Source organism: Kordia jejudonensis (assembly GCF_001005315.1).
GTDB lineage: Bacteria > Bacteroidota > Bacteroidia > Flavobacteriales > Flavobacteriaceae > Kordia > Kordia jejudonensis.
Genome location: NZ_LBMG01000004.1, coordinates 19,047 through 44,496 on the forward strand (window position 1 = coordinate 19,047; position 25,450 = coordinate 44,496).

Below are 25,450 nucleotides of genomic sequence, written 5' to 3' on the forward strand. Positions count from 1 at the left end.
CCATATTAAATCAACTAAACAAACATCTGCTGCAACAACCCTTTTTTAAACTGTTGCGTGTTTTCTATTTGGGTGGCTACCAATGCTATTTTATTGTCTATAGCGGATAAAAAGGTTGCGATTTTGGTTTGTTCTTTTAGTGACGGTAATTGGATTTTTAATTTATTTAATGATTCTTGATTAATATTAGTATTTGCACTTGTGGTACTTAAAGAAATTAAATTATTTCTGAAACTTTTACTAGAAAAACAATATTTTTTATAGTTCAAATCAATTTTAATTTTATTATCTCGAAATCTAATTAAAAACCCACTGTAAACAGTATTTTTTAAATCTCTTAACACAACGGATGTTTCTCCAACACCAGATTGCTTAACTGATGATCGTATGAATAAAACATCTCCTTTTTTTAACTCATACAACTCTAATTCTTTATCATTAACGTTTACTAAATCAAGGTCTAAGTCAGAAATAGTTGGTTTGCCAAATACATCCATTAAATTGATAAATGGAAACCCAAAACCGAAATCTTTTTTATCTTTATTAATGCCATTTTTAAATTCTCCAACATCCTTCAATCTCTTTTCTTCCCACTTCGGAAACTCATTTCCATCAACATCTTTAAATCGTAATTGCTGACTGAATATTTGTTGCATGACACCTTTTTTGTAGTGCGTCAAATGGTCTTTTTTTTGTTGTAATAGATTGAGTTTGGTATCTACGGACGAAAGAAAGGATGCTATTTTTTTTTGTTCTTTTAAGGATGGAAACCCGATTTTAAATTCTTTTATTTGTTTAGAGCTTATATGAGGTATTCCCGAACTCGTATTAACAACATCAACGTATCTATGAAACTTACTAGAAAAAATATGTTGATATATATATCTTATATCTGACAACCTATTAGCTCGTATTCTAGCGACTCTTTGAATTAATAGAGAACCTTTATCTTTATCAGTTATCAATGCAACATTTTTGCCAACTTTAGAACCATCCATTCCAAGTACCAAGTCGTCAACTTCTAATATTATTTTTTTGAATTTGGATATGTCTCCTTTGTAGTATCTATCTATATTAACATCATGTCTTATGTAACCCTCAGTAATATTAATACCTCTAAGTATTCGCGTACCTGCTTCATCTTCAGAAATATCATCTCCTTTGAAAGCATGACCTGACAGTAAATCAATATAATTACCAATTGGTTCAATTTTCCAATCTTCTGAAAACTCCTTAAATCGCAACTTCGGTACTTTGTTAACGTCTTTCTGCATACTAAAACGGTGTTTTTATATTCAATTGTTGACAAAAGTCCGCTATGGTGGTGTTTACTTCGGCAATTTCCGTTTCTAGGGCTTGTAAGGCGTTGGCAACTTCGTTTAGGTCTACGGCTTCTTCTACTTCAAAGGTGTCTACGTAGCGCGGTATGTTTAGGTTATAGTCGTTTTCTATAATCTCGTCCATTGTGGCTACATAGCTAAATTTGTCAATGGTGGTACGCTCTCTAAACGTGGTTACAATTTTGTCAATATGTTCCTCTTGCAACTTATTTTTGTTACCGTCTTTTTCAAATTCTTTGCTCGCGTCAATAAAAAGTACGTTTTCGCTATGTACACGGCATTTGCTCAATACCAATATTGCCGTGGGGATACTTGTCCCAAAAAAGATATTCGGTGGTAAGCCAATGACAGCATCTAAATAGTTGAGGTTTTCAATTAGGTACTGGCGTATCGTTCCTTCTGCCGAACCTCTAAATAAAACACCATGCGGTAATACGCACGCCATTGTTCCGTTTTCTGCCAATTGGTGTATCATGTGTTGCACAAAGGCAAAATCGGCTTTGCTTGTTGGCGCAAGTCGTCCGTATTGGCTAAAACGGTCATCGTTTTCATTGATCGGGTTGTTTTTCCCTTTCCATTTTGCCGAAAATGGTGGATTGGCTACAATGGCTTCAAAACGTTGTTCGGTGTGTTGTGGTTTTTCTAAGGTATCTTCTTGGCGTATGTCAAACTGACGAAAGTGTACATCGTGCAATATCATGTTCATACGTGCTAAGTTGTAGGTCGTACGGTTTAATTCTTGTCCGTAAAACTCGCTTACCTCAACTTCACGCGCTACACGTAACAATAGCGAACCACTTCCGCAGGTTGGGTCGTATACATTTTTGAGTCGTTTTTTGCCTGTTGTGACTATTTGTGCCAGTATTTTAGAAACTTGTTGCGGCGTGTAAAATTCGCCTGCTTTTTTTCCTGCGCCACTTGCAAACTGTGAAATTAGATATTCGTATGCGTCTCCGAGTACATCGGCTTCGGTGTCTTCTAAGGCAAAGTCTATTTTATCTAAATGAAATAATACTTTTGCAATGAGTTTGTTTCGTGCTTCTGCGCTTCTGCCTAATTTTGTACTTGTTAAGTCGAGGTCTTCAAAAAGTTGGTTAAAATCGTCTTCGCTTTCCGTTCCCATCGTGCTTTGTTCGATGCTGTTTAAGATGCTTTCTAGGTCTTCCAGTATAAAATTGTCTTCAACTTCGGTATTGGCGTTTCCTTTTTTTGCAATGGCACTAAACAATTCGTTTGGCAGTAAAAAGTACCCTAATTGTAATAAGGATTCTTCTTTGATGGCTTCCAAATCGTCTTCGTTGGTTACGTTCGCGTAGTCTTTGATGTCTTCCGTTTCCAGTAGACTATTGGCGTATAGGTATTGTTTTTCGGATAAGTATTTGTAAAAGATAAACCCAAGTATGTAATCTCTAAATTCGTCTGCATCCATTTTGCCACGTAGTTCGTTGGCAATGTTCCACAATTGGGTTTCTAAGAGTTTTTTTTGATCTTCTGACATGAATTTGAATAAGTAAGAATTTTAATATTTCCGAAAATACTAAATTTTAGTTTGTGATACTTCCTGTATTTTAAAAACCTTGTTACAATAGTACATTTTAGCTAGTATTAATTTTTACGGGAAACCTCATCTTTATGGTATATTTTCATATTTATACACAACTTTTCGTAGTGCTTCACACCGCTTTATATCGTAGTGCATCATTTTTTCTTTTAGCTGACGTAATTTTTTAAAGTGTCGGGTTTCTTTTCCACGATAGGTTCTTTTCCATTGTTTGAATGTTAGTAGGTACTTTTCAAACGATTCAACTTGCCTTTTATAATTAAAGTACATGGTGTTGTTGTACCAATCTTTAGATGCTATTTGCGAGTTGTAAAATAGTCGTTGTCCGTAATGGTCTTTGTAATAATCACGATGTAAAAACAAATCGTTTCCATATGTGGAATATAAAACCCGCGCACGCTTTCCTGTTTTTGGACACCTAAAATATAAAACTTGTCCTTTGCCTAAATTACTAGGAACTGATACCAACTGTATTTTGTAATCGTGTTTTGTCGTACTACCGTAACGGTTGGTTGTGGTATACATAACATGTAGATATTTTTCATTTTCAAATACTTTACTTTCAAAAGATATTGCACCACCATGTTCCCAATTTATTGAGCCGCCTAAATGACGATTTTTACATATTGAACCATCCTTTAACATAATTCGTAAATCTAGTTTACATGCGCTTTCTATGCTTTGTGCGGTTGTTGTATTTCTTCCCATAATAACCTAAATCTTTAAGAGAACTTTACACGATGTAAATGTGTAAAGAATATCACTATACTTTGAACTGTTAATTATTACACACATGCATTTTTAGAAAGTTGGTTAATTATTACACACTTTTGAATGATGTTTTGCTTTATGATTTGATGCAAGTTTGTTGAGTTGTCCTTATTGATTTTCGCCAATCGTTTCTTGTGTCGATCTCTGTGGTTTGGTTTTAAATCATCAATCCAGTATCTAGGATTGGAATAGTTGTTTATTTGCTCTTTTTGACACGTTGAAAGGTTCTTTTTGTTAATTGTATTATCAAAGTAAACAACCTCATCAAAACGCTTTAAAAGTAAGTCTTTTGCCTTGTTTAGTGTTGAGGTGTTTATATCTGCAAACGTTTTGACTCCGATATGTTTTATTTCTTCCATCTTAAAAATTTTTAGCTCTACACGTAGCGTATTTTTTGCCATTCCGTATTGTCGTGACTTGTTGTAAATTTTTAGAAAATATCTTTGATGCACCACTTGTGCAAAACTTCTTTTATGTTTTTCCTCAAACAAAATACCTTTGTGGAAAAGCAGTCCATTTATGTATGTGTTTGGATTGAAATTTATGTTTGTATTTACGCCAAATTCAATGTTTTGTAGGACCATTTGATGAGGTTTGCAATTGAATAACATTTGCAAATAGTTTCTAATTTCAAAAATGTCATCGATTGTAAATTGATTGCCGTTAAAACCTTTGTATTTGGCTTTTTGCTGTTTTGTCAACGTATCGTAAAAAGGTGCTTTGATTCCGTGAATCGAATTTCGCATTTTGTGGATGCTTCCTGAAAACTGTATAAAACCGTTATCATATACTTTGATTTTGCAAAAGTGATGTTTTGCTACAATGTATTTTTGACATTCGCCAGTAGTTTCAGAAATAACTCTATTGAAGTCTAAAAAATCGTGTGTAGTCAGATAGTTGGTATCTGCATTTCGGATTGCTATTTTAATGTAGTCGATCACTTTGGAAGTATGAAACATCGTGAGATTATTTCTTTTTCTTTCCTAGAAAGTCGTCGGCTTCGGCTTGAATTTCGGAGACTGTTTTGACTTTTCCCTCTTTAATCCAGTTGATAATACTAGACTTTAAAAACATTAATTTCCTGCCTTGTTTAAAAAAGGGAATTTTGTTTTTTTGAGTATAACTGTAAAGCGTAGGAACTGATAAGTTTAAAAGCTTTGAACATTCTTTAATAGTTAGAATTTGTTCCGAGTCTTTTTCGTTTGAAGTTTGATGTAGCAATAAGCCTTTTAATTCGCTTATTTCATTTCGTAGTGAAGTAAATTCTTTTTGTAAATCCATTGTAACAAGTTTTTTTGTTGAACTTGTCGCAAATGAACTCAATAGTTATTACCCGCTATTTCCTTGATTTGCCAAAGGAAATTAGGTAACTATTTTTAGTAGTAAGTCTTTGTAGTTGTCGTCATAAATCTTTGATGTGTTATCAAAAGTTTTTCCATCTTTTCCTAAGTTAAAGTCTTTGATTTCATGATTACAAACCTCTGCCAAAACTTGTCTATTGAATTTCTTATTAATAATACCTTTGGTTTGTAAATGATTAATCCAACAACAAATAACGCCCTTATGTTTTCTTGGTTTACCTATGAAGTTCCAATTTTCATCTATTACAGGATTTTCAACTTGATATAGTGCATTGATATATTTTTCGTAATCATCAACGGTAAAAATTTCTTTGAAAGTGTTGGTTTTTGTTTTTTTTGCATCTACAATATTTTCTTCATAAGATTTGATTTTTTCAATCAAGTCATTTAAAGCTACTTTATATTTAGAAAGCAATTGTACTTTAAAAACTTTTTTAAGATGGTCTAAGGTGTCGTATTTGAATTCTGTTTGTTTATTACCTTCTAGGTTTTTAAAAATGTAATAATACCTAAATTCATAATTATCTATTCTTTTACAAAATGATTCAAAGTGTTTACTTTCGAGAGGTTATAATTTACTTTGCAAATCAAAATTCCCAGTAGTATGGTAATGATCCAAATAATATTTACAACTAAAATCTACAATAGCTTTGGGGAATTGATTTTCTATTAAGTTAATTATGTTTATACATCTTGATACAATTTGGTTAATAGAAAAATTTTTAAAACTATAATTTTTTATAAAATGTTTTTTACCGTAGATAGTACTAAAGAGTTGCCAATAGCCATCGTTTTCTAAAGTCGATATAGTATGGAAATCTGTTTCAGAAACTACGCCGCTTGTTCCATCTTCATTGAAGTAATTAAACCCGTTTTTTATGATTTTATAAGGTAATCCATCCAAATCTATGTTCCATAGTTCAACAATGTTTGTGCATTTTTGATTTATGTTTTTTAATGCTTCTATATTTTTACACTCATTATTTAAAACAAATGATTGAAGTTTAAAATAACTAATAAAATTATCGTTATCATTTACTAAGAAATTATATATAATAGATTTTTTTTGTAGGTCGTTCTTGAGTAAATTCTCAATTTTAGTGAGCTGTAATGTTAGAATGTTTACTATATCCATCAAAAATCCATTAAATTTTTTGCAAACTCTTTTTTGGTTTCATCTTCAAAACCAGCAAAGTAATTTTTGGTAACACTTAAATTACTATGATTTAAAGCATCGCTTATAAACTCCATAGATGCACCTTTCTGTATAGATAACGTTGCAAATGAATGTCGCGCCCAATACGTAGATATTTTAAATGTAAAGCCATTGTTTTTGGCTAACTTGTTAAAGTGTAGATTTACGAAACTTGTAAAGTTTTTAATCTTTCGTTGTTGTTCTGCTACATCATCATCTTTTAAAAATATTGGGAAAATAACCTGCTTTTTGGTTTGGGTTTTATGTCCGTATTTTTCAATGATGCTTTTGGCATAATCATTTAAAAACACCCTAATTTCTTTTAGGTTTCCTTTCTTAGTATTAATTGTTTTAGCACGAAAGTATTTAATCGTATCATCGTTTAAATTTTCGTACCTCAACAGAGCAATATCTTTCATATTCATTCCATTACATGCATAACTAAAAAACCAAAAATCCTTTGCTTTTTCTTGTTCGGGTGTTTGCGGTTCTGCATTGAAAAGAATGGCTAATTGTTGTTTTGAAAGTGCTTGTTTCTTTTGTGTGGTTTGTGGTATTTGATATTTGCCTTTTCCAAAGGGATAAATTTCTCTTTTGATCTCATTTTCTCTTATAGCATCATTGAAAATAGTACGTAATGTTCTTAGGTAAATTGAAACGGTGGTAAGGCTTCTCTCTTTATCATTGGTCATATACTTTTCATACTTATTCAACAAATCAACCGTAACATCATAGAAAGTGAGTTTTTTTAAAGTTGTTTTTGTCTTTAACTTTAAAAAGGAATCAAATGTTTTTAGTGTCAAATCATAATTACTAGCAGTAGATAACTGTTTGTTGTCTTTTAAAGCTTTGATTTTGTTTTGATAATGGTACTTTACATTAATTGAAGCATCTTTTGCCCTAAACATTTTCTTTTCAAAAGTTTCGAAAGTAAAAGGGTTGAGGTTCTTGGCAACATCTTCTGCATTACTCTGAATACGTTGCACAAGTATTTTAGTTTCTTTTTTCTTTCCACGTACTTTGGTATCTGAATTGAAAATTTCTTCAAAGTCTGTTATACTTAAATCAATTCCAGTAGGGTAGAGCTTGGCTTTTTTTGTGAGGTTGGAATATAAACGAAGTTTTACAGGGAAAAGGGTGTTAATTTTTTTACTTGATTTTCTTCTATCCAGATAGATAGATGTATTATACTGCATAGTCCTGTCCATTAGTTAGTTACTAAGTTAAGAATTTGCACAAAATTTGCACAAAAATGTTATTAATAAACTACCAATACTTATTAACAACTATAAAGTGAATCTTTGTGAAGTACTGTAAATACTAAGAAACTGATAATTGTAATAAATATTGATAGTCAAATAATTACGACTTCTAAGCAGACGGTCACAGGTTCGAATCCTGTCGCGATCACAAAAAATGTAAAAACCTGTAATTTAAAAGATTACAGGTTTTTTGTTTTTATACCCGAGCGGATAATTTTATTATAAGTTGTTGATTTCAAATTATTTAAAAGTTAGAATTGTTTCATACAAACACAATTCCTAATGGTTTTACTTTTATTCTTCAAAATTTATTTCTGATATTATTTGTCTATCTAAATCTTCACCTATCATTTTATATGAATAGAAAAATTTATCAAACGCAGAAATAAAAGTTGATTGAACTTCATTTGTTTCCTTAATTTCCTTTAAGAGTGTTAATTGTAAATCTTTTACGAATTTGTCTATTTCACTTTTTATTGTTTTTAAGCTTGTTTTGAATTCATTTATGTCTTTTAATGAAGCAAAATTTATATAATTTGTATTAAGAGATTTGGAAATTTTAGAGAAAACTTCATAAAGTAGTAATAGTATCTCTGTTTTATTATTCTTGCTTTTTTGAAATGCCATTAGTGCCAATACTAAGGGAGAAATTATTTTTTTATTTTTGAATAAATCAATAGATAAATTTCTTTCAAAAAGTGTGTTATGTATTATTTTTATTTTTGAATCTTTACTAAGAGCTGTTGTAAAATAATTATTATTTGGGGAATTAAGTAGTGAAAATCTAATAACATCGATGAATAGACTTTTTGTATGGTTATTTTTCATTTGCTTAGATACTAGATCAAATGGTTCTTTTACAGATTCATAATCAAATGGGATATTTTGAAAATTAATTTTCCGAACTATTTTCTGAAATTTTCTAACTGCTTCATATCTTGGAGTTGATTTTCTTATAATACTTCCGTGTGAGGTATTTTGTAAATAATACTTTAACACCTTAATATCTACCAAATCTGTCTCACTCATACATATTTTGTTGTTTGACTTTTGAAAAAAATAGACTAAAAATATAATATCAATTGAAAAATTTTCAAAATGGAAAAAACACATATTCATATATATGTAATGGGGATATTAAAAAGCATTGTTCAGATTTTAAGCTTAATTTAATTGCAATCCCAATCGCTTTAGAGTATTCCTCTATCTTTTGATAGGACTCTTTTAAAGTCGAGATGTCTATCTTTTTATTTTTGGACTCACTTAAAGTTTCTTTTTCTATGTAATTCAATATATCATTTATCGATATGAAATATTTGAGAAAAATTTCATTTTCGTCTTCCAAAAATTTAATTCTTTCATTCATGGTTTTAAATGAGTGCTTGTATTCTTCATTTAACTTCTCAAAGTATTCATTAATATTTGAATCAATTTTAGATTTAATGGTTGGAAGTCTTTTTTTCCATTCTTGGCTTAGTACATCTATTTGCTCCAAAGTTTCTTTAAATATTGGAAACTCAATTAATTCGGAAACTAAATCTTCGGTAGATTTCTTATTAGAATATAAAACTCTAACCTCTTTTTCTAATTCTCTTAATTTGTTAATTAATTCATTTTCCTTTAGAGAGCCTTTAATGCCAAAAGTAATTTGATCAATCGATGAGCCTACATAAGGAATCAACAATATTATTGCTCTAGTAAAATTTTTTAATATGATTTTTGACTTCTTCACAATTACTAGTAATTCATACATCTATGGAATTTAGTGCATTTTAATATAGTATATACTTATTTAAAAGTAGATAAATGTATGCTTAAATCAAAATGAAGAAGTATTTAATAACACAGAAAACTCTTTCACAAACACCCCAATCTCCCTCAAATCCTCCACCAAAAAGTTCGAACTTTGAAGGTTCGGAGTCACAAAAATTATAAAAACCTGTAATTTAAAAGATTACAGGGTTTTTTGTTTTTATACCCGAGCGGACAGTTTTATATATGTATTTGATTTTAAAAAAATCTAAAAGTTAGATTACTTACAATATTTATAAGAGGATAGTAAGTAAATTCCCCTAATTTTAAAAAGAAATCAAATTCTTATGGCTACTTCTTAGTACTTTCATAAAGTAAACCATAAATTATAATCTCTATGAAACGTATTATGCTCTTAAACTTTATTTTTATTATTTGTAATTTTTCAACTGTGTATGCGCAAGATTTTGATGTAGAACTCAAAAAATTAGCAGAAACTATTGCTGCCAAATTAAATGGAAAAGAAAAAAAGAAAATTGCTGTTTGGGGATTTGTTACCGAAAATGGGGAACGGACTTCTTTAGGGAATTATATTACTGAAGACTTTTCAATTTATATTACCAATGCAGGAGAACAATTTGAAGTGATAGATCGCAATCACTTAGACACACTTTTAAAAGAACACAAACTTAACTCAGAAGGTTATATTGATGACGCTACAGCCAAAAAGCTAGGGAAAATTATTGCTGTGGATGCTGTTATCACTGGAACTTATACTGTTTTAGATAAAAATATAAAAGTCCGTGTAAAAGTACTAGACACCGAAACAGCTTTACAATTTGCAGCAGCGATTTCAAAATTAGCCATCAATGAAGATGTAGCCTCGTATGTTGGTGTTGGTGTAAATGGTAGTAATACCAAAAATAAAGGCTTTAACAGACCCTTGGCTTCAGGCGAATCCGTAAATAACCCAGAAACTGTGGATCCAAAATGTAAAGAAGAAAAATTTGGAGATCTATGTTTTTACAATTCTACTAATGAAAAAGTAATAGTTTTAATAAAATACTTTCTTAATTCAAAAAGTAGGAGATTTGATAAGAAAAAAGATATTTACTTACGTCCTAGCGAAACTAAATGTATATATAGAATAGCAAGTAGAGAGTCTCAGTTTTATATCGCTACTTGGAGCAAATTTAATAAGGAACTTCTAGGCAGTTTAGGTGTGATAACTAATTCTAACAATAGAAAGCACCTAAAAGACTTCGGCGAACTCAAAGTAGAAACTTGTAAATCAAAAACCTATACCATTAAATAATTAGTTTTACAGTTTAAGAATCGCATTCGCTTGGGCTTCTGTTTTTGTAAATCCATTGGCACGTATATTTCGTGTATTTGAAAATTGTGATAGAAAGTTTCCGTCACTATCATACGTCGCATACTGTAATTGAAGTTCACATATTATGAGTTGGGAATTTGTTTCTGCCTGTCTAAAACGATAAGAGACTGTGCCAATACAATAATAATGTGAGCTTTTATTTTTGATGATATTGATATCTCCCTGTTGTAACTTTTGTAATGTAACTGCATTTATATTTGAAAGCTGTATGAATGTAATCTTGTAATTTTTAAAGAGATTTTCTTGTAATTTTCTAGTTATGTTTAAGTCTAAGCTACCATTGTGAAAAATTCCTAATTTCACTGATTGTTCAATTATTTTTTCTTCCTGTTTTTTTAGTTGCTCAATCAACTTAGAACCATCTTTTTTTATTTCTGATGTTACATTTTTTGTAGTGTCAATTCCTGTTTCATTGTTATTGTAGTTAATATTGTAATTATTCCATACAATAGTGATTCCTGATGTAAAAAAAAGGATTCCAAAAATAATATAAACCATTTTCCTTGATCGCCTATTTTTCTGCGGTAACTCATCTTCATTTTTAGAAATTACAGAAGAGTTTGTATTTAAATAATCTTGATAATTTTCATATCCTAAATACATACATAATAAATCTACAGTTACAATTCCAGGTGTAGAAACCTCTTCTTTTTGGTTGATATATTTATCAAACATTCTTGAAATAGTCTTAATACTTAGTTGCTCATTGTATTTTTCATCTAGAACTTCATGAACGTGTTTAGCAAATCTAGTTTTATTATCTCTTAAACAATTCTGTTCTGCTTTTAGATAAACTTCTTCCACTATTTTTTTAATATTTTCTTCTGAAAAACTCATGTATTGTTCAAATTTTAATTGTTTTCTATAGATTTTAAATAGCTGTAATCCTTTGTCCTTATTGGTGTCTACAACTTGTCCAAAAGTTGTCGATGTCTTGTCTACACATTTCTACACTTCTCATTGTTCATTTGTACCAAGCATAGAAATCGTGGTGTATAGCTAACACTGCTTGTACAGTTTGTATGCTTCGGAAATCACTTTGTGTTTGACGTATAGAAATTGGGAACTCCGTACTTCATCACATTTTGATTTCCATTTCCCAACAAAGGAGTACTCCTAACTCTAAAGCATGTCAATTTTTAAAACTGACAGCGCACATTCAATAATTAAAAAGAGAAACAATGAGAACATTCATATTTTATACGCTAACTATAGTGTGGTTTATAAACTTGACATCTTGTACTCCAGAAATGCTGGAATCTGAAGCTTTTGCTGCTGATGATACAACAGAACTTCAAGTAGATCCTCAAACGGAGGAAGAAGACGATGAACTTGAACCATCAAGTTAATTCATAACCTGCGAGCATACTTTAAAAGTGTGCTCGCACTATTATTTTTTAAAAGGCGCTGTGGTATCATCTATATTTTCGCGAGTGGCACTTTTATAACGAATATATTTGGTGATAAGTTCTACCGAATTTTTAACTTCATGTCGCTTACATAAATTTCTGATATGATTTTCAACTGTTCGAGCGGCTATAAATAGTTGTACCCCAATTTCTTTTTGTGTGAGTCCTTCCGCCAATAATTGAATAACATCTTTTTCCCTAGGAGAAATGTCCATCCATCGTCCAATACTTAGCATTTTGGAAATATTGGCATCAATATATTTTTCATGTTTTAACACTTTATCAATAGCAATAAATGTTTCCTCTATACTCAATTGTTTATCCAAATACGCATCCACATTACATTCATCAAATAGTGTTTCATAGTGATCAATTTGTGCATATTGTGTAAGTACCATAATTTTTATTTTTGGATATAATTTTTTTATTTTTTTGGCGATTACAAAGCCATCATATTTTACGGTGTCAAAGTTTAAATCTAACAAAACGATGTCAACAGCATTCGATTGTAAATACTGCATGGTTAACTCGTATGTATGTTTTAAAGTGATATTTTCTATGCGCTTTTGTTGTGTTAAAAGCATTTGTAAACCCTCAGCAAACATGATAGAATCGTCTACGATTAATACACTTATTTTTGATTTCATAATATGATTATTTGTAGTTTAATGGAAATTGTATTTCTATAGCCAATCCTTTCTCTGTAGATTGAAAAGAAATCGTTCCTTGCAATAATTTTATACGCTGTTTCATATTTAAAATACCAATACCTTCAACGCTTTTTTCTTGTATTCCAATTCCGTTGTCTTGTACTTGTAAGAGATAAGTTTTGGGATTGATTATTTTATTTTCAATACAGACCTCTGTAGCCTGAGAATGTTTTGAAATATTATTCAGCAACTCCAAAAAGATTCCATAAAAATTGGTTTGATTATCTAAAGATATCTGATTCAACTCTTGTAAGAAAGGTGTCTTCAAAGTCACATGGATATTGCCAAACAATTGAAATTCGGATAAACGTGCTTTAATAATCTCCGTGAGTTTGTATTTTTTTATTTTATCATCTAACGGAGATAATCTATGAGAGATGAGTCGTACTTGCTGATTTAACTCTATAATTTCTTCAGATATATGATCTGCTAGTTTTTTAGTTTTAACATCATTCATTCCTAATGAAAGTACTTTGAGTCGAAGTCCGTCAAATCCCGATGCAATAATGTCATGAAGATCTTTTCCTATTTGCTTTCTAATGACTTCTTGTCCATCAAAAATTGCTTTCAAATTTTGTAAGGCTACTTCCTTTTTTTGTGCTTTTTGACGTAATCTTAAAAAGAAGTACGTTCCGATAAATGCGAGAAATAGAATTAAAAAAATCAATATGTACAGATTTTTCTCTTTTATTTTTTTTGTTTGATTTAGAATTGTATTCTCTTGTTTTACTGTTTTTAAAGAAAGTTTTAAAATATCATTTTGTTTTTGCTCGGTTTCATATTTTTCTTGTGCATTGAAGATGCGTTCTGCTTGCTCCTCATCATATAAATTGGTGTAGATATCTTGATATATTAACTGCTTTTCGTAAGCTTTTTTATATTGTTGTAGCTTTACATGATACAGCGTTTGTAATTTTAAATTCCGCAATTGAAATACTTTATCATTACCAGTATTAAATATGGATTGTGTTGCGGCAATATATTTTTTCGCGATAGGTAATCTATCTTCATCCAGAGCAATCGCTAATAATTCATTATATGTATATCCAATAGAAAGCGAATCTTTAAAGCATTTTTTATTTCCTAAAGCTTCCAAATACGTTTTTTTTGCTAGCGTAACATTTCCTTTTTTATAATAACTAATTCCAATATTATGAAGTGTAATACCATATGATTTTGAAGTTCTTTTTTTAAGTTTTAGCGCCTTTTCGTAGTAATTAATTGCACTATCAAAATCATTGATTTCTTTGTGAAAATTGCCGAGATTATTAAAACTTTTGGCAATACTAGCGGTATCTTTTAGTTGCTTTCGTAGTTGTAGTGCTTCGGTATAGTAATCCCTAGCTTTTTCAATATTACCTAATTCCCGTTGTATTTCAGCAATGGCATTTTTAGTGGCGGCTAACTTTTTATAATCTTTCAAAACCTCAAATCCCGATGCAGCTTTGAGTAAATTTTGGGTTGCCTTGTCGTAATGTTGTTTGTTTTTATAGATAATTCCAGCATTCAAAAATGAGTTGAATGTTTCTTTCTCATACGGAAATCGCTCATACAATTGTAATCCCTTTTCAATGTTGGGAAGAATACTATCTCTATTCTTTAATTTTCTATGAACTAACCCCAACGCACTATAAGCATTAGCTGAAGCATAACTTATTGGATGAAGTTGAAGCGTTTTTTTATATGCTATTTTTGCAGCTTCATACTTTTTTAAAAAATAATAAATAGCACCTATCTTATTGTGAATTAATGTGGAAGTTCCATTATTGTTACTCTTTTCTGTAATTGAGAGCGCTTTTTTATAATAATCCAATGCCTTTTGATATTGTTTTACTTTTTTTAAACTATCTCCTTTAGAGACTAATACATCAAACTCACTGTTTTCAGTGTGTGCAAAAACTGAAAATAGCATACACAAGCAACAAAAACATTTTATAAATAAATATTTCACATTATGTTTGTTAGTTGCTCTAAATTAATCATTTATAAAGTACTCTCATAATGCTCTTTCTATTATTGAGGGAATTTACCTATTGATTTAAGTCTTTTTTACGGATAGTTTTACACTTGAACATGAGCATTATGATTTCAAAAAAGTCGTGTAAAAATATAGGAGATAATTTTTCACTCTAAAAGCACAAAGTAATAGTTGTTTAGATCAACTTAATCATACTGCTCATAGTTTTTTTAATATTCAATTTATTCTAATTAAATCTTATAAGTATGAAAAAAGTAACCTTATTCATGATGATACTATCGTTTTTGATTACCAGTTGTGGTTCTATCGAAAGTGATGCTGAAAAATTAGCCGAATTACAGTGCAAAGCGGTAAAACTACAACAAAAAGGAATGTCTGGAGATACATCAGTACTTTCTGAAAGTAAAAAACTTGCTCAAGAAGCAGCAGCTTTAGCGATAGAATTTACAAAAAAATACAACTCAGGCGAAGATGCATTGAAGTTTCGAGAAGCATTACAAAAAGCATCACAAAATGCAAACTGTAACTAATATAAAAGTGGTATGAAAAAAATATTAATCTTAGCGTTGTTGACTTTAATTAGTTGTGATTCTGGAAATCTGACAAATTCAAAAGCAAAAACAATTATTGAAACATGTTTGGAAAAAAAGCCATTGCAACGAACTGTTCAACTTCAAATAAATAAAACACGGTTTTATAAATCTCAAATAAAGGAATTACTCCCAAAGTATGAAAAGCTCCAAGAAAAGGGTCTTTTAGAAATAAAGTCTTTAGAAAAAAACAAAAGAAAGTTCGAAGTGACTATCACAGAATCAGGAAAAAAGCTTATTGAAGAACTTCGAGAAGGAAGTAATTTTGTCCTTATGAGAAGTCATAAATATGAGGTTGATGAAGTTTTAGAGGTCATAGAAAATCCTATGCAAAATACAGCAGTAGTTAAAGTTCAGTATAAAGCAACAGATATTACACCTTTTTCTATTCTGAATAGAAGCGATATGAATGAATTCATCATACAAGATATAAAAATGATTAAGACTTCAAATGGATGGAAATATTGTGATAATTATTAATAAAAACTTAAAAAATAGTACCCTATGAGTTTAAAAAAATTAGATTACGGACAGATATTATTAAAAGTGTTGAGGCTAGTTATTTTAGAGCCTTTACTATTACCTTTTAATATTTATAAAAATGCGCTAGTAAAACTTTCAAATAGCAAAGCAGAAGATTCGGAAGAACGTAACCTTTCAGACGATTTTCCTTTGTATATATGGTTTTTAGGAATTTTTAATGCCATTATTGTACTTACTTATCCCTTGGGAATTGTTTTGGCAATCATTACAGCTATCTATGCGTATGGAAATGGATTTTCTATTTTCCTAATGATTATAATTTACACGTATTTTGCTCCTTTAGCTTATGGATTGATCCGAGAAATTTATATGATTCCCATAAAAGGAATTTTATACTTAAAACTAATTTCTAAAAAAATAAATTCTTAATATACTCTTGATTAATAAGTGTTTAATAATACGAAATGGTCATTAACAAACAACCCAATCTCCCGCAAATCCTCCAGCAAAAAGTTCGAACTTTGAAGGTTCGCGATCACAAGACAAAGCCTTACTAGCAATAGTAAGGCTTTCTTGTTTTTATTACATATGGTGCAATTTTAAAACGGGTAATTAGTATGGAGTGGAATAATACCAAATAAACTAAAAGATACAACATATAAACTCGTTCAGTTGGCAGTATAGTTCCTTGCGGCTTCTTTCCGTAGCTATAGTTCTTTTACCAGAATCTTAACTCAAAATTAAAGCTATTTAAAAGTATTTTTTCATACTTCCAAAATGCTTTTCATCGACACAAAAGTTTAAAAAAATGTTTTTAAAACATATGAACTATTCATTTATTTAAATTAGCACTGAAAAAGTGCATTTGCGTTAATGCTCTAAGTGTTTTTTAAGTACATTTGTTCAACATATTCGTCGTTTCAATAAACAGCAAATGATTTATATGAATGGCTTGACTTTTGAGGCAATTGTTGCTTTACGAGTACAATTCAAAAATTAAATCATCCATTTTTAGTAAAAATTAGTTAGAAAGTATCCGATAAAAAGAGGTAACGTTTATTTATAAAAATAGTAATGGAACAACAAAAGAAAACAAAAAAATCTTTGTTTTGGAAAATCACTAAGAGAATAATTCTGGTTGTTCTTGTACTTTTTGTTGCGCTTATCTTATTCATTAGAAGTTCTTGGGGACAAAATATTATTATAACGGAAGTCACCGATTATATTTCAAATAAGACAAATACGAAAGTAGAAATTGAAAAATTCTATGTCACTTTTTCTGGAAATCTATTGCTTGAAGGTCTTTACTTAGAAGATAAACAAGGAGACACGCTCGTGTATTCTAAAAACATGGAAGCTTCCATCGCACTAATGCCACTTATTCGCGGAAATACATTCAATCTAAAGTCGTTCGCTTCGGATGGATTAAAAGCTAATATTTACAGAAAAGACAGTATATCTAAATTTAACTATGAATTTTTAATTGATGCTTTCGCCACAGCAGATACTACCACTACACAAGACTCGGGAGAGTCATTGAAAATAATAGTAGGAGCACTCAATTTTAAAGATATTGACGTAACCTATACTGATGCAGTTTTAGGAATTGATAGCGGCGTGAAATTAAACACACTCACTATTGAAACGAATAAAGTTGATCTGGAACAAATGCGTTTTGATATCGAAAATGTTACAATTTCTGACGGAAACGTAAAATACAATCAAACAAAAACATTTCCTACAACTTCGGGCGAAGAAATAAAACTACCTTTTCTAGCGATTCAAAATGTTGATGTAAAGAAAACGTACATGACGTACAATTCAGCTCCAGAATATCTTGAAACGGATCTGACAATTGACGAACTAAGCACACAAATACCTGCTTTAGACTTGGAAAAACAGACGATTGGTGTCACTAATTTCAATTTAAAAAATTCAATTGTAAAAATTCAACAACGCATTCCATCTAGTCAAACAATAGTTGTAAATCCTACGAATATTGCATGGCCACAATGGCAATTAACGGCAGAAACTATAACGCTCGAAAATAATGAAATTTATGCTAAAACGGGCAATGCAATTTCGGCTAGAAACGTTTTTAACGCAGAGAATATTCAGTTGAAAGACGTTAACCTAAAAGCCAATTCTATTGCATACAAACCAGAAAATATAAGCGCAACAATAGAAGCGATTTCGTTTGTAGACAGAAGCGGTTTTCAATTAAAAAACGGAGTCACTCAGTTGCAAATCAATAACATTTCCACAAGTCTGAAAAATCTTTCTGTACGAACAAATAACAATGCTATCAGTGGAACTGTGTATATAAATTACAATTCAATAAATTCTTTCATAGAAAATCCTGATCTAAGTAAACTTTCAGTAACAATTCCAAATTTGAATGTGAATCCTAAAGATGCTTATTTTTTCTTGCCAGAATTAAAAAATAATACATACATCACGGAACTTTCAAAGAAGCAATTAAAAGGTTCGCTAGCATTAACAGGGACTTTAAACAATTTTGAGATTCCTGAAACAACACTAAATTGGGGAACTGACACAAAAATCAATCTTCAAGGAAATATTAAAAATGCAGTAGACATTGACAAATTAACGCTAGATTTTAAAAATTTCAATATCGTATCTACTAAAAAAGACGCGTTCAACTTTATTGATCCTGAAATATTGACGGTGGAAGTTCCTGAAAAGTTTCAACTCAAAGGCACATTAAATGGCGGTTTAACGAACTTTACAACGAATGCACGACTTACAACTTCCGATGGCAATGTGCTTATAAAAGGAAATTTTAAAAACAGTAAAGTCATTGCTTTCAATGGTAGTTTTAACGTAGACAATCTGGCGCTTGGCAAAATTCTTAAAAATGAAAAATTAGGAACGTATTCATTCACAACCACGGTAAAAGGCGAAGGAAATAGTTTGAATACGTTGGATGCAACTTTGGCAACTAACTTTAAAAAACTATCCTATAATGGATATGATTTCTCTGATTTAAATTTTGATGGAAAAATTACGAATGGAAACGGAACACTAAACCTAGATTTTAAAGATAAAAACTTGGATTTTGAAATGGTCAACACGATTCAATTGGATACGGTTGCTTCCAAAATTCATACGGTTTTGGATCTAAAAGGCGTCAATTTTCAAACACTTAAACTTGCAGAAGAAGATGTGCGTGCAAAATTAAAACTTGAAGCAGATATCATTGGGAATTCTATCTATGATCTTATGTTTGATGGAATCATTACAGATGCACTTTCTGTTCGAAATAATAGACCTTATTTGCTTGGAAACATTACGTTTAGCGGAAAACTAACCGATAAAACTACCAATTTTACGATTGATAGTAATCCTATAAAAGCAACATTGGTTTCCAATACGGATGTACTAAATCTTCTTGACGAATTGCAACAACAATTTGACAATTATTTCAAGGAAGATATCGCCGTTTCGGAAAATTTAATCATATCAAATACTACAATGAAATTTGATGCAACGGTAAAACAAGCTCCGATTTTAAAAGACCTATTTTTACCGAAGTTAGAATCGCTAAAACCCATAGCAATTACAGTCGATTTTAGCGCAGAAAACAATTCATTCAAAGCTATTGCCAAAGCACCAAGAATAATTTATAACGGAAATACAATTGACAGTCTCGATTTTTCATTAAATGCAGAAAAACAGGCGTTAGATTTCGATTTTGAACTTGGAAAACTAAAAACAACAGCGCTTGCAATTCAGAAAATCCGCTTAGATGGAAATTTAAAAGACAAAATATTATACACGAATTTCATTGCGAAAGATTCTACAGAAACGCTGATTAATATCGCATCTGAAATTACGAGAGAAAACGACAGTACGAAGTTTCATATCGATCCTGAAAACTTAATATTAAACAAGCAAAATTGGACAATTCTTCCAAGTAATGAAATCACGTTTGCAACTGATTATTTAGGCTTCAATGATTTTAAGATGAGCCAAAACATGCAAGAAATTACCATTAGTAATACGTTGCCAAGCGAAACGCTTCCGCATGTAGGTTTTGATTTTAAAAATTTCAAGTTGAGTACCATTACGAGCATCTTCAATCAAGAAAAATTGTTAGCTTCTGGGAAACTAAATGGAGAATTTATAGCGGAAAATCCGTTTGGAGACATGGGAATTCTAGCGAAAGCAAATATTACCAACTTAAAAGTAATGGAAGTGCCGTTTGGAACGCTTAATCTAGATGCAAAATCATTGAACACGTCCAAATACGATCTTAATTTGGCAGTTTCAGGAGAAAATTTGAACCTTTCCATTATTGGAGATTATACCGCAAATGAAGACGGCGCACCTATTAATTTTGATATCGACCTCAAAAACTTAGAATTAAAAGCGATTGAAGAATTTTCAAAAAAATACATCTCAAAAACTTCTGGTACTATTTCTGGAAACTTTAAAGTATCGGGTACGACAAATGTGCCCAAACTTCTAGGAGCTATAAAATTTAACAATGCAGGAGTTACGGTTAATGCTTTTAATGCCGCTTTTACACTTCCGAAAGAATCTATAAAAATTGATGATACAGGCATTTATTTTGATAAATTCACAATGTTAGATACAAATCAAAATCCGTTTGTATTGGATGGTGATATCACGACAAAAACATTGACAAATCCATCATTTGCACTTACGTTAAAAGCGAAAAATATTGAAGTGCTCAACTCTACAAAAGAAGCACACGATTTATTTTATGGTAAAGTAAATTTGGATACTGATGTTTCTATAAAAGGTACGTTGCAACATCCTATTGTAAGAGGAAGTTTAATGATCAATGACAGTTCAGATTTTACGTATGTAATTCCTGAAGATGAAGTCAATTTGGTGGAAAGAGACGGAATTGTCATTTTTGTAAACAAGGAAAATCCGGATGATATATTAACAAATCAAAGAGATGTTTCATCGAAAGCTGTGTTAAGAGGATATGACATAGATGCAAAACTAAGCGTTTCAAACAAAGCAATTTTTAATATCATTGTCGATGAACGCACAGGCGATAATTTACAAGTATCTGGTACAGGAGATTTTAACTTTGGTATTTCCGAAAACGGCGACATGTCACTCTCAGGAAAATATGAAGTCAATAGCGGACATTACGAAGTAAGTCTGTATAATTTGGTAAGAAGACATTTTGAAATTGCAAAAGGGAGCAGCATTGTTTGGCGTGGAAATCCGCTAGAAGCCGACATGGATATTCGTGCAATATATAAAGTTGAAACAGCGGCTTCCGGTTTAATGGCAAGTCAACTTACAGGCGAAAGTGCAAGTGTGACGAGTAAATACCGTCAGAAACTTCCATTTCTTGTCTATCTTAATTTAAATGGACAATTGCTAAGTCCTGAAATTTCATTCAATCTTGATATTCCGAGAGACAATCAAGGAGAACTTGGGGGCGCTGTGTATGCACAAGTACAGCAGTTAAATACAAGAGAAGATGAACTGAACAAACAAGTATTTTCGTTATTGGTATTGAATCAATTTTTTCCTTCAGCTACGAATGATGGAAGCTCAGGTGGATCACTTTCTATCGCAAGAGACAATGCAAACAATGTACTTTCGAATCAATTGAATAATTTCTCAAATAAATTATTTGGCAAATCGGGTATTGAGATTGACTTTGGCTTGAACAGTTACACAGATTACCAAGGAAATTCAGCAACTGACAGGACGCAATTAGATATCAGCGCTCGAAAGCGATTGTTTAATGATAAACTGATTGTAGAAATAGGAAGTGGCGTAGACATTCAAGAAAATTCGCAAAATGCAGGACAAACTACGCCGTTGGTTGGTACGGTAAATATTCAATATTTATTTGATGAGAATGGACGTTGGCGATTGAAAGCATATCGTAAAAACGATTTTGAAAACGTGATTGATGGGCAAGTGATTCTCACAGGAATTTCATTAATTTTCAATCAAGAATTCAATAAGTTTGAGGAATTATTTGCGAAAGCAGTAAAAGAAGAAGTGACGAAAACCAAAACGGAAGAAAAAAAGCAGTGAAACAGTGATGAAAAAAGATAAATTGAACCAATGAAACGAAACTATTTTTTGCTGTTATTTTTTGTAATAGTACTCTATTCATGTAGTGTAAAACGGTTTATACCTGAAAATGAAACGTTGTATGAAGGCGCAACTTTCAAGATTGAATCTAAAGAAGAAATTGCGGATGATCAAGCTATAAAAGAAGCGCTTCAAGAAGTATTAAGACCGCAACCAAATTCTTCAAAATTAGGATTGTTGGCACATTACAAAGTTGAAACAGGAAAACCAGGATTTATCTATCGTTTTATTGATAAACGATTGGGCGAAGAACCTGTATATCAATCGGATGTAGATATTTCAAATACGGAAAACTTGATTCTAAATCGCTTAGAAAATTTAGGTTTTTTCTACAGTTCGGTGACTTCTGAAATTATTAAAAATGATAAAACAAGTGAAGTTGTATACACCATTCAACTCGCAAAACCATATACGATGGAAACCTATCAATTAGCGGCAGATACACTTTCCATTCACAAAGAAATTCAAAAAACATTAGATCAATCTTTCATTAAAAAAGGCGAACGTTTCAATCTTGCTCGGCTAAAAGTAGAGCGCGAACGTATTGATGCCGATCTAAAATCAAAAGGCTATTATAATTTTAATGCTGATTTTTTAATTTTTGAAATCGATACCAATCAATATAAAAACAAACGTTTTGATTTATTCTTACGTTTAAAGAAAAATACACCCATAAAAGCATTGTTTGCTTATAAATTGAAAACGGTTAATATATATCCAAATACTTCGGTAAATAACGATTACAAACATGCAGACACAACTACGATGAAAGGTGTCAATTTTATACAAGACACGTTATTTTTTAAGCCAAAAAGATTGCGTCCTTTTGTATTGTTTGAAGAAGGACAATTGTATGATCCGAAGAAATTTAAAGCAACAAGCAGGCGATTATCGTCCATAAGTACGTATAAATTTGTGAATGTTCAGTTTGAAGAACAACCAATTACAGACCGAGATACTATTGGCTATTTGAACACGAGTGTATATTTATCTCCTTTAAACAAGCGCGCATTGAGTGCAGAATTGCAAGCAAACGCAAAATCGAGTGGTTTTACAGGTCCAACATTGGCGTTAAGTTACACAAATCGAAATCTTTTTAAAGGTGGAGAAGTGTTAAAAATAACGGGGAAATTTGGCTATGAAGCGCAACTTAGAGGAAAAGCAAATAATACTACAGGACTCAATAGTACACAATTGGGATTAACGGCAGATCTGCTTTTTCCAAGATTGCTATTTCCTATGGATGTTTCGGAGCAGTTTAAATATAACATTCCTAAAACGAAAATAAGTGCTGGTATTGAGTATCTAAATAGAAACCAATTGTATAGTTTAAGTAGTTTTAATACGAGTTTTGGATACCAATGGAATGCAAATACGTACGTATATCATACCATCAATCCGATTAGTACAAATTACATTCGATTGTCCAATAGCACCGATGAATTTGATGCTATATTGGAAGATAATCTTTTTTTAAAAAATAGTTTTGAGCAACAATTAATTTCTGGATTAACGTATAATTTTACGTATAACGAACTAGGCGATTTTAATAAAAAGAATCCTTTTTTCTTTAGTTCTAATATCGATATTGCTGGAAACTCGCTAAGTTTATTAGGATCAAAAGATGACATCACAGGAAGGAAAACGATTTTGGGTGTGGAGTTTGCTCAATATGCAAAAATTGATTTTGATGCACGTTTTTACTTGAGATTTAAGAATGAACAAACTTTAATTACAAGACTTTTTGCTGGTTTGGGATATGCTTACGGAAACTCAGATGTACTTCCTTTTTCCAGACAATTTTTTGCAGGTGGTCCGTACAGTATTCGCGCTTTTAGAACACGTTCTGTAGGTCCAGGAACATACGTGCCCGAAAATCCAGATATTAGTTCTTTCTTTGACAGATCGGGAGATATCCGATTGGAAGCAAATGTAGAATATCGTTTTCCGCTGTATTCGTACTTTAAAGGTGCGTTTTTTGTGGATGCTGGAAATGTATGGTTGCGCAATGAAAATTCAGAATTGCCTGGTGGAAAGTTTACCAAAAATTTTATGAACGAATTGGCTATTGGTGCTGGTGCAGGTTTGCGTGTAGATATTCAAGGATTTGTACTTCGATTGGATTGGGCAGCTCCAGTACATGCGCCAGTGCAAAATGAAACAAGTAAGTATACGTTTGATGCAGGTAACGGAATTTTCAATTTTGCAATTGGCTATCCGTTTTAGTGTGATTGTCCGCTTTTTGTCTCATAACTAGCTAGTCACCTTGAACTTGATTCAAGGTCTCATTATATACTTTTGATTTACAGTGATATGTGATTTTGAATCAAGTTTAGAATAATGTATTTTATTTAAATGCACAATGGTTGTTATATAAATATACGTGTTATTTTAACCGATTTACGATAGTTATTGCCGCACTTTTTTCTTGTATTGTCTAGGAGAACAACCGTATTCTCTTTTAAAAATTTTGCAAAAATAACTTCTGCTTGTAAAACCTACAGAGTATACAATTTCAGAAATATTCAAATCGCTTGATACAATTAATCGCTGTGCTTCTATAAGTCGTACATGACGTATGTAATCTGAAACCGTTCTGTTATGTAATGTTTTGAAACCTTCTTGTAATTTTGCAGGCGATAATCTGGTTATTCCACAAAGCATGTCGATAGAATACGCATCTTGCGGATTTGCATTGATGAGTTCAATAGCAGATAAAATACTTTTTAATTCTCTATTATTTAGTACGGAACTGTTTTCAGATTTGATAGATTCGTGATACAATTGATCAATATGATTTGCCAAAATAAAATGACTTAGTCCTTGAAAACGCATCGATTCTGTCATATAATCTTCTTCATTTGAGTCTAATAAAGATTTTACATACTCACCAATTTTTAGACTATATGAACCAAAATATATTTGCTTTTCTTTTAAGTTTAAGGTTTCTAATAAGCTGATCAGCTGTGATTTGGCTAAATAAGCAGCATTGTTTTGTTTTTTAAAATAAACGGATTTATCTAAGGAAATAATATTTATTATTGTGTTCACTTTGGGTCTAATGTGAATGGAACTTTGTATATTTTCACAATTTTCGGTAACTGCAGTTTGCAATTCTTCAATTTTTTTGATCTTAGGTGAATTTTCAAAAGAATGTGAGCAATGACCTTCTAGGCAGAAAATAAAATGGATAGCTTCTGAAGTTAGATTTCCCAAAGAAAATGTCAAATTAGAAGTCAAGCTTACCTCCAAATTAATGGTTTCTAAGACATCATCTATGACTAAATGTTTCATGCGACCAACACCATTGGCATTGTCGAAATGAAGTGTGTTGATACCATTCACAACCTCTAATGTTCCATCCAAGTGCATATGCAACTTTTCAAGATTTAGAAATGATACTTTTTGTTTTTTTATGATAGACATTTTATGGGTTATTCCGAGTGTTGATGACCTCGTTTAGAATAGTATAAAATTAACGATACGATTTTTGACAACTTGCCGTTTTAACAACTAAGTGTA

21 protein-coding genes are annotated in these 25,450 nt (G+C 31.1%); 7 read left to right on the top strand and 14 right to left on the bottom strand.

All coding sequences use genetic code 11. The features are described from left to right. Positions 1-14: 14 nt before the first annotated feature. The 10 genes from AA089_RS23430 to AA089_RS02880 form a co-directional block, all read right to left on the bottom strand. On the bottom strand, positions 15-1,274 hold the full coding sequence (locus AA089_RS23430) for a restriction endonuclease subunit S (protein ID WP_053002173.1): 1,260 nt from the start codon (positions 1,272-1,274) through the stop codon (positions 15-17). Between the two features lies 1 nt (position 1,275). After that, positions 1,276-2,838, bottom strand: a complete 1,563-nt coding sequence (locus AA089_RS02840; RefSeq protein WP_046755404.1) for a type I restriction-modification system subunit M — start codon at positions 2,836-2,838, stop codon at positions 1,276-1,278. A 132-nt stretch (positions 2,839-2,970) separates the two neighbouring features. After that, positions 2,971-3,609, bottom strand: a complete 639-nt coding sequence (locus AA089_RS02845; protein WP_046755405.1) for a hypothetical protein — start codon at positions 3,607-3,609, stop codon at positions 2,971-2,973. Positions 3,610-3,686: 77 nt separating this feature from the next. After that, positions 3,687-4,631 carry a hypothetical protein gene (locus AA089_RS02850; RefSeq protein ID WP_046755406.1) on the bottom strand — a complete coding sequence of 315 codons (945 nt, stop codon included), beginning with the start codon at positions 4,629-4,631 and terminating at the stop codon, positions 3,687-3,689. Positions 4,632-4,638: 7 nt separating this feature from the next. After that, positions 4,639-4,953, bottom strand: a complete 315-nt coding sequence (locus AA089_RS02855) for a helix-turn-helix domain-containing protein (RefSeq protein WP_046755544.1) — start codon at positions 4,951-4,953, stop codon at positions 4,639-4,641. 81 nt (positions 4,954-5,034) lie between these two features. Continuing rightward, positions 5,035-5,448, bottom strand: a complete 414-nt coding sequence (locus AA089_RS02860) for a hypothetical protein (protein WP_046755407.1) — start codon at positions 5,446-5,448, stop codon at positions 5,035-5,037. A gap of 153 nt (positions 5,449-5,601) precedes the next feature. After that, positions 5,602-6,168 (bottom strand): hypothetical protein, encoded by a 567-nt coding sequence (locus AA089_RS02865; protein ID WP_046755408.1) that lies wholly within the window; start codon positions 6,166-6,168, stop codon positions 5,602-5,604. Then, a complete protein-coding gene (locus AA089_RS02870) occupies positions 6,168-7,424 on the bottom strand; it encodes a tyrosine-type recombinase/integrase (protein ID WP_206540699.1) in 1,257 nt (418 codons plus the stop codon). The genes AA089_RS02865 and AA089_RS02870 overlap by 1 nt, the downstream gene beginning before the upstream one ends. 360 nt (positions 7,425-7,784) lie before the next feature. Next, positions 7,785-8,519, bottom strand: a complete 735-nt coding sequence (locus AA089_RS02875; protein WP_156168876.1) for a hypothetical protein — start codon at positions 8,517-8,519, stop codon at positions 7,785-7,787. 64 nt (positions 8,520-8,583) lie between these two features. Continuing rightward, positions 8,584-9,243, bottom strand: coding sequence for a hypothetical protein (locus AA089_RS02880; protein WP_046755411.1), 660 nt, complete (start codon positions 9,241-9,243; stop codon positions 8,584-8,586). Between the two features lie 396 nt (positions 9,244-9,639). Between AA089_RS02880 and AA089_RS02885 the strand changes: the two genes are divergently transcribed. After that, positions 9,640-10,557, top strand: a complete 918-nt coding sequence (locus AA089_RS02885) for a FlgO family outer membrane protein (RefSeq protein ID WP_046755412.1) — start codon at positions 9,640-9,642, stop codon at positions 10,555-10,557. Positions 10,558-10,563: 6 nt separating this feature from the next. On the opposite strand, the gene AA089_RS02890 is transcribed toward AA089_RS02885, so the two are convergent. Next, positions 10,564-11,475, bottom strand: a complete 912-nt coding sequence (locus tag AA089_RS02890) for a hypothetical protein (protein WP_046755413.1) — start codon at positions 11,473-11,475, stop codon at positions 10,564-10,566. Between the two features lie 344 nt (positions 11,476-11,819). On the opposite strand from AA089_RS02890, the gene AA089_RS24500 reads away from it, so the two are divergent. After that, a complete protein-coding gene (locus tag AA089_RS24500; RefSeq protein WP_156168877.1) occupies positions 11,820-11,987 on the top strand; it encodes a hypothetical protein in 168 nt (55 codons plus the stop codon). A gap of 41 nt (positions 11,988-12,028) precedes the next feature. Here AA089_RS24500 and AA089_RS02895 read toward each other — a convergent pair whose 3' ends face one another. Both AA089_RS02895 and AA089_RS02900 read right to left on the bottom strand, forming a co-directional pair. Further along, entirely contained in the window at positions 12,029-12,694 is a 666-nt protein-coding gene (locus AA089_RS02895; protein ID WP_046755414.1) for a response regulator transcription factor, read from the bottom strand. Positions 12,695-12,701: 7 nt separating this feature from the next. Further along, positions 12,702-14,669 (bottom strand): ATP-binding protein, encoded by a 1,968-nt coding sequence (locus AA089_RS02900; protein WP_046755415.1) that lies wholly within the window; start codon positions 14,667-14,669, stop codon positions 12,702-12,704. Between the two features lie 311 nt (positions 14,670-14,980). Here AA089_RS02900 and AA089_RS02905 point away from each other — a divergent pair, with 311 nt between their 5' ends. The 5 genes from AA089_RS02905 to tamL all read left to right on the top strand — a co-directional run bounded on the left by AA089_RS02905 (position 14,981) and on the right by tamL (position 24,154). Next, positions 14,981-15,265, top strand: a complete 285-nt coding sequence (locus AA089_RS02905) for a hypothetical protein (RefSeq protein WP_156168878.1) — start codon at positions 14,981-14,983, stop codon at positions 15,263-15,265. Between the two features lie 12 nt (positions 15,266-15,277). After that, the gene (locus tag AA089_RS02910; protein ID WP_046755417.1) at positions 15,278-15,805 is read left to right on the top strand and encodes a helix-turn-helix domain-containing protein; all 528 of its coding nucleotides are present in this window, start codon (positions 15,278-15,280) and stop codon (positions 15,803-15,805) included. Between the two features lie 24 nt (positions 15,806-15,829). Beyond that, the gene (locus tag AA089_RS02915) at positions 15,830-16,237 is read left to right on the top strand and encodes a hypothetical protein (RefSeq protein WP_046755418.1); all 408 of its coding nucleotides are present in this window, start codon (positions 15,830-15,832) and stop codon (positions 16,235-16,237) included. 645 nt (positions 16,238-16,882) lie between these two features. Then, entirely contained in the window at positions 16,883-21,868 is a 4,986-nt protein-coding gene (locus AA089_RS02920; RefSeq protein ID WP_046755419.1) for a translocation/assembly module TamB domain-containing protein, read from the top strand. A gap of 30 nt (positions 21,869-21,898) precedes the next feature. Beyond that, positions 21,899-24,154, top strand: coding sequence for a translocation and assembly module lipoprotein TamL (gene tamL, locus AA089_RS02925; RefSeq protein ID WP_046755420.1), 2,256 nt, complete (start codon positions 21,899-21,901; stop codon positions 24,152-24,154). A gap of 183 nt (positions 24,155-24,337) precedes the next feature. Here tamL and AA089_RS02930 read toward each other — a convergent pair whose 3' ends face one another. After that, entirely contained in the window at positions 24,338-25,354 is a 1,017-nt protein-coding gene (locus AA089_RS02930) for a helix-turn-helix domain-containing protein (protein WP_046755421.1), read from the bottom strand. Between the last annotated feature and the right edge of the window lie 96 nt (positions 25,355-25,450).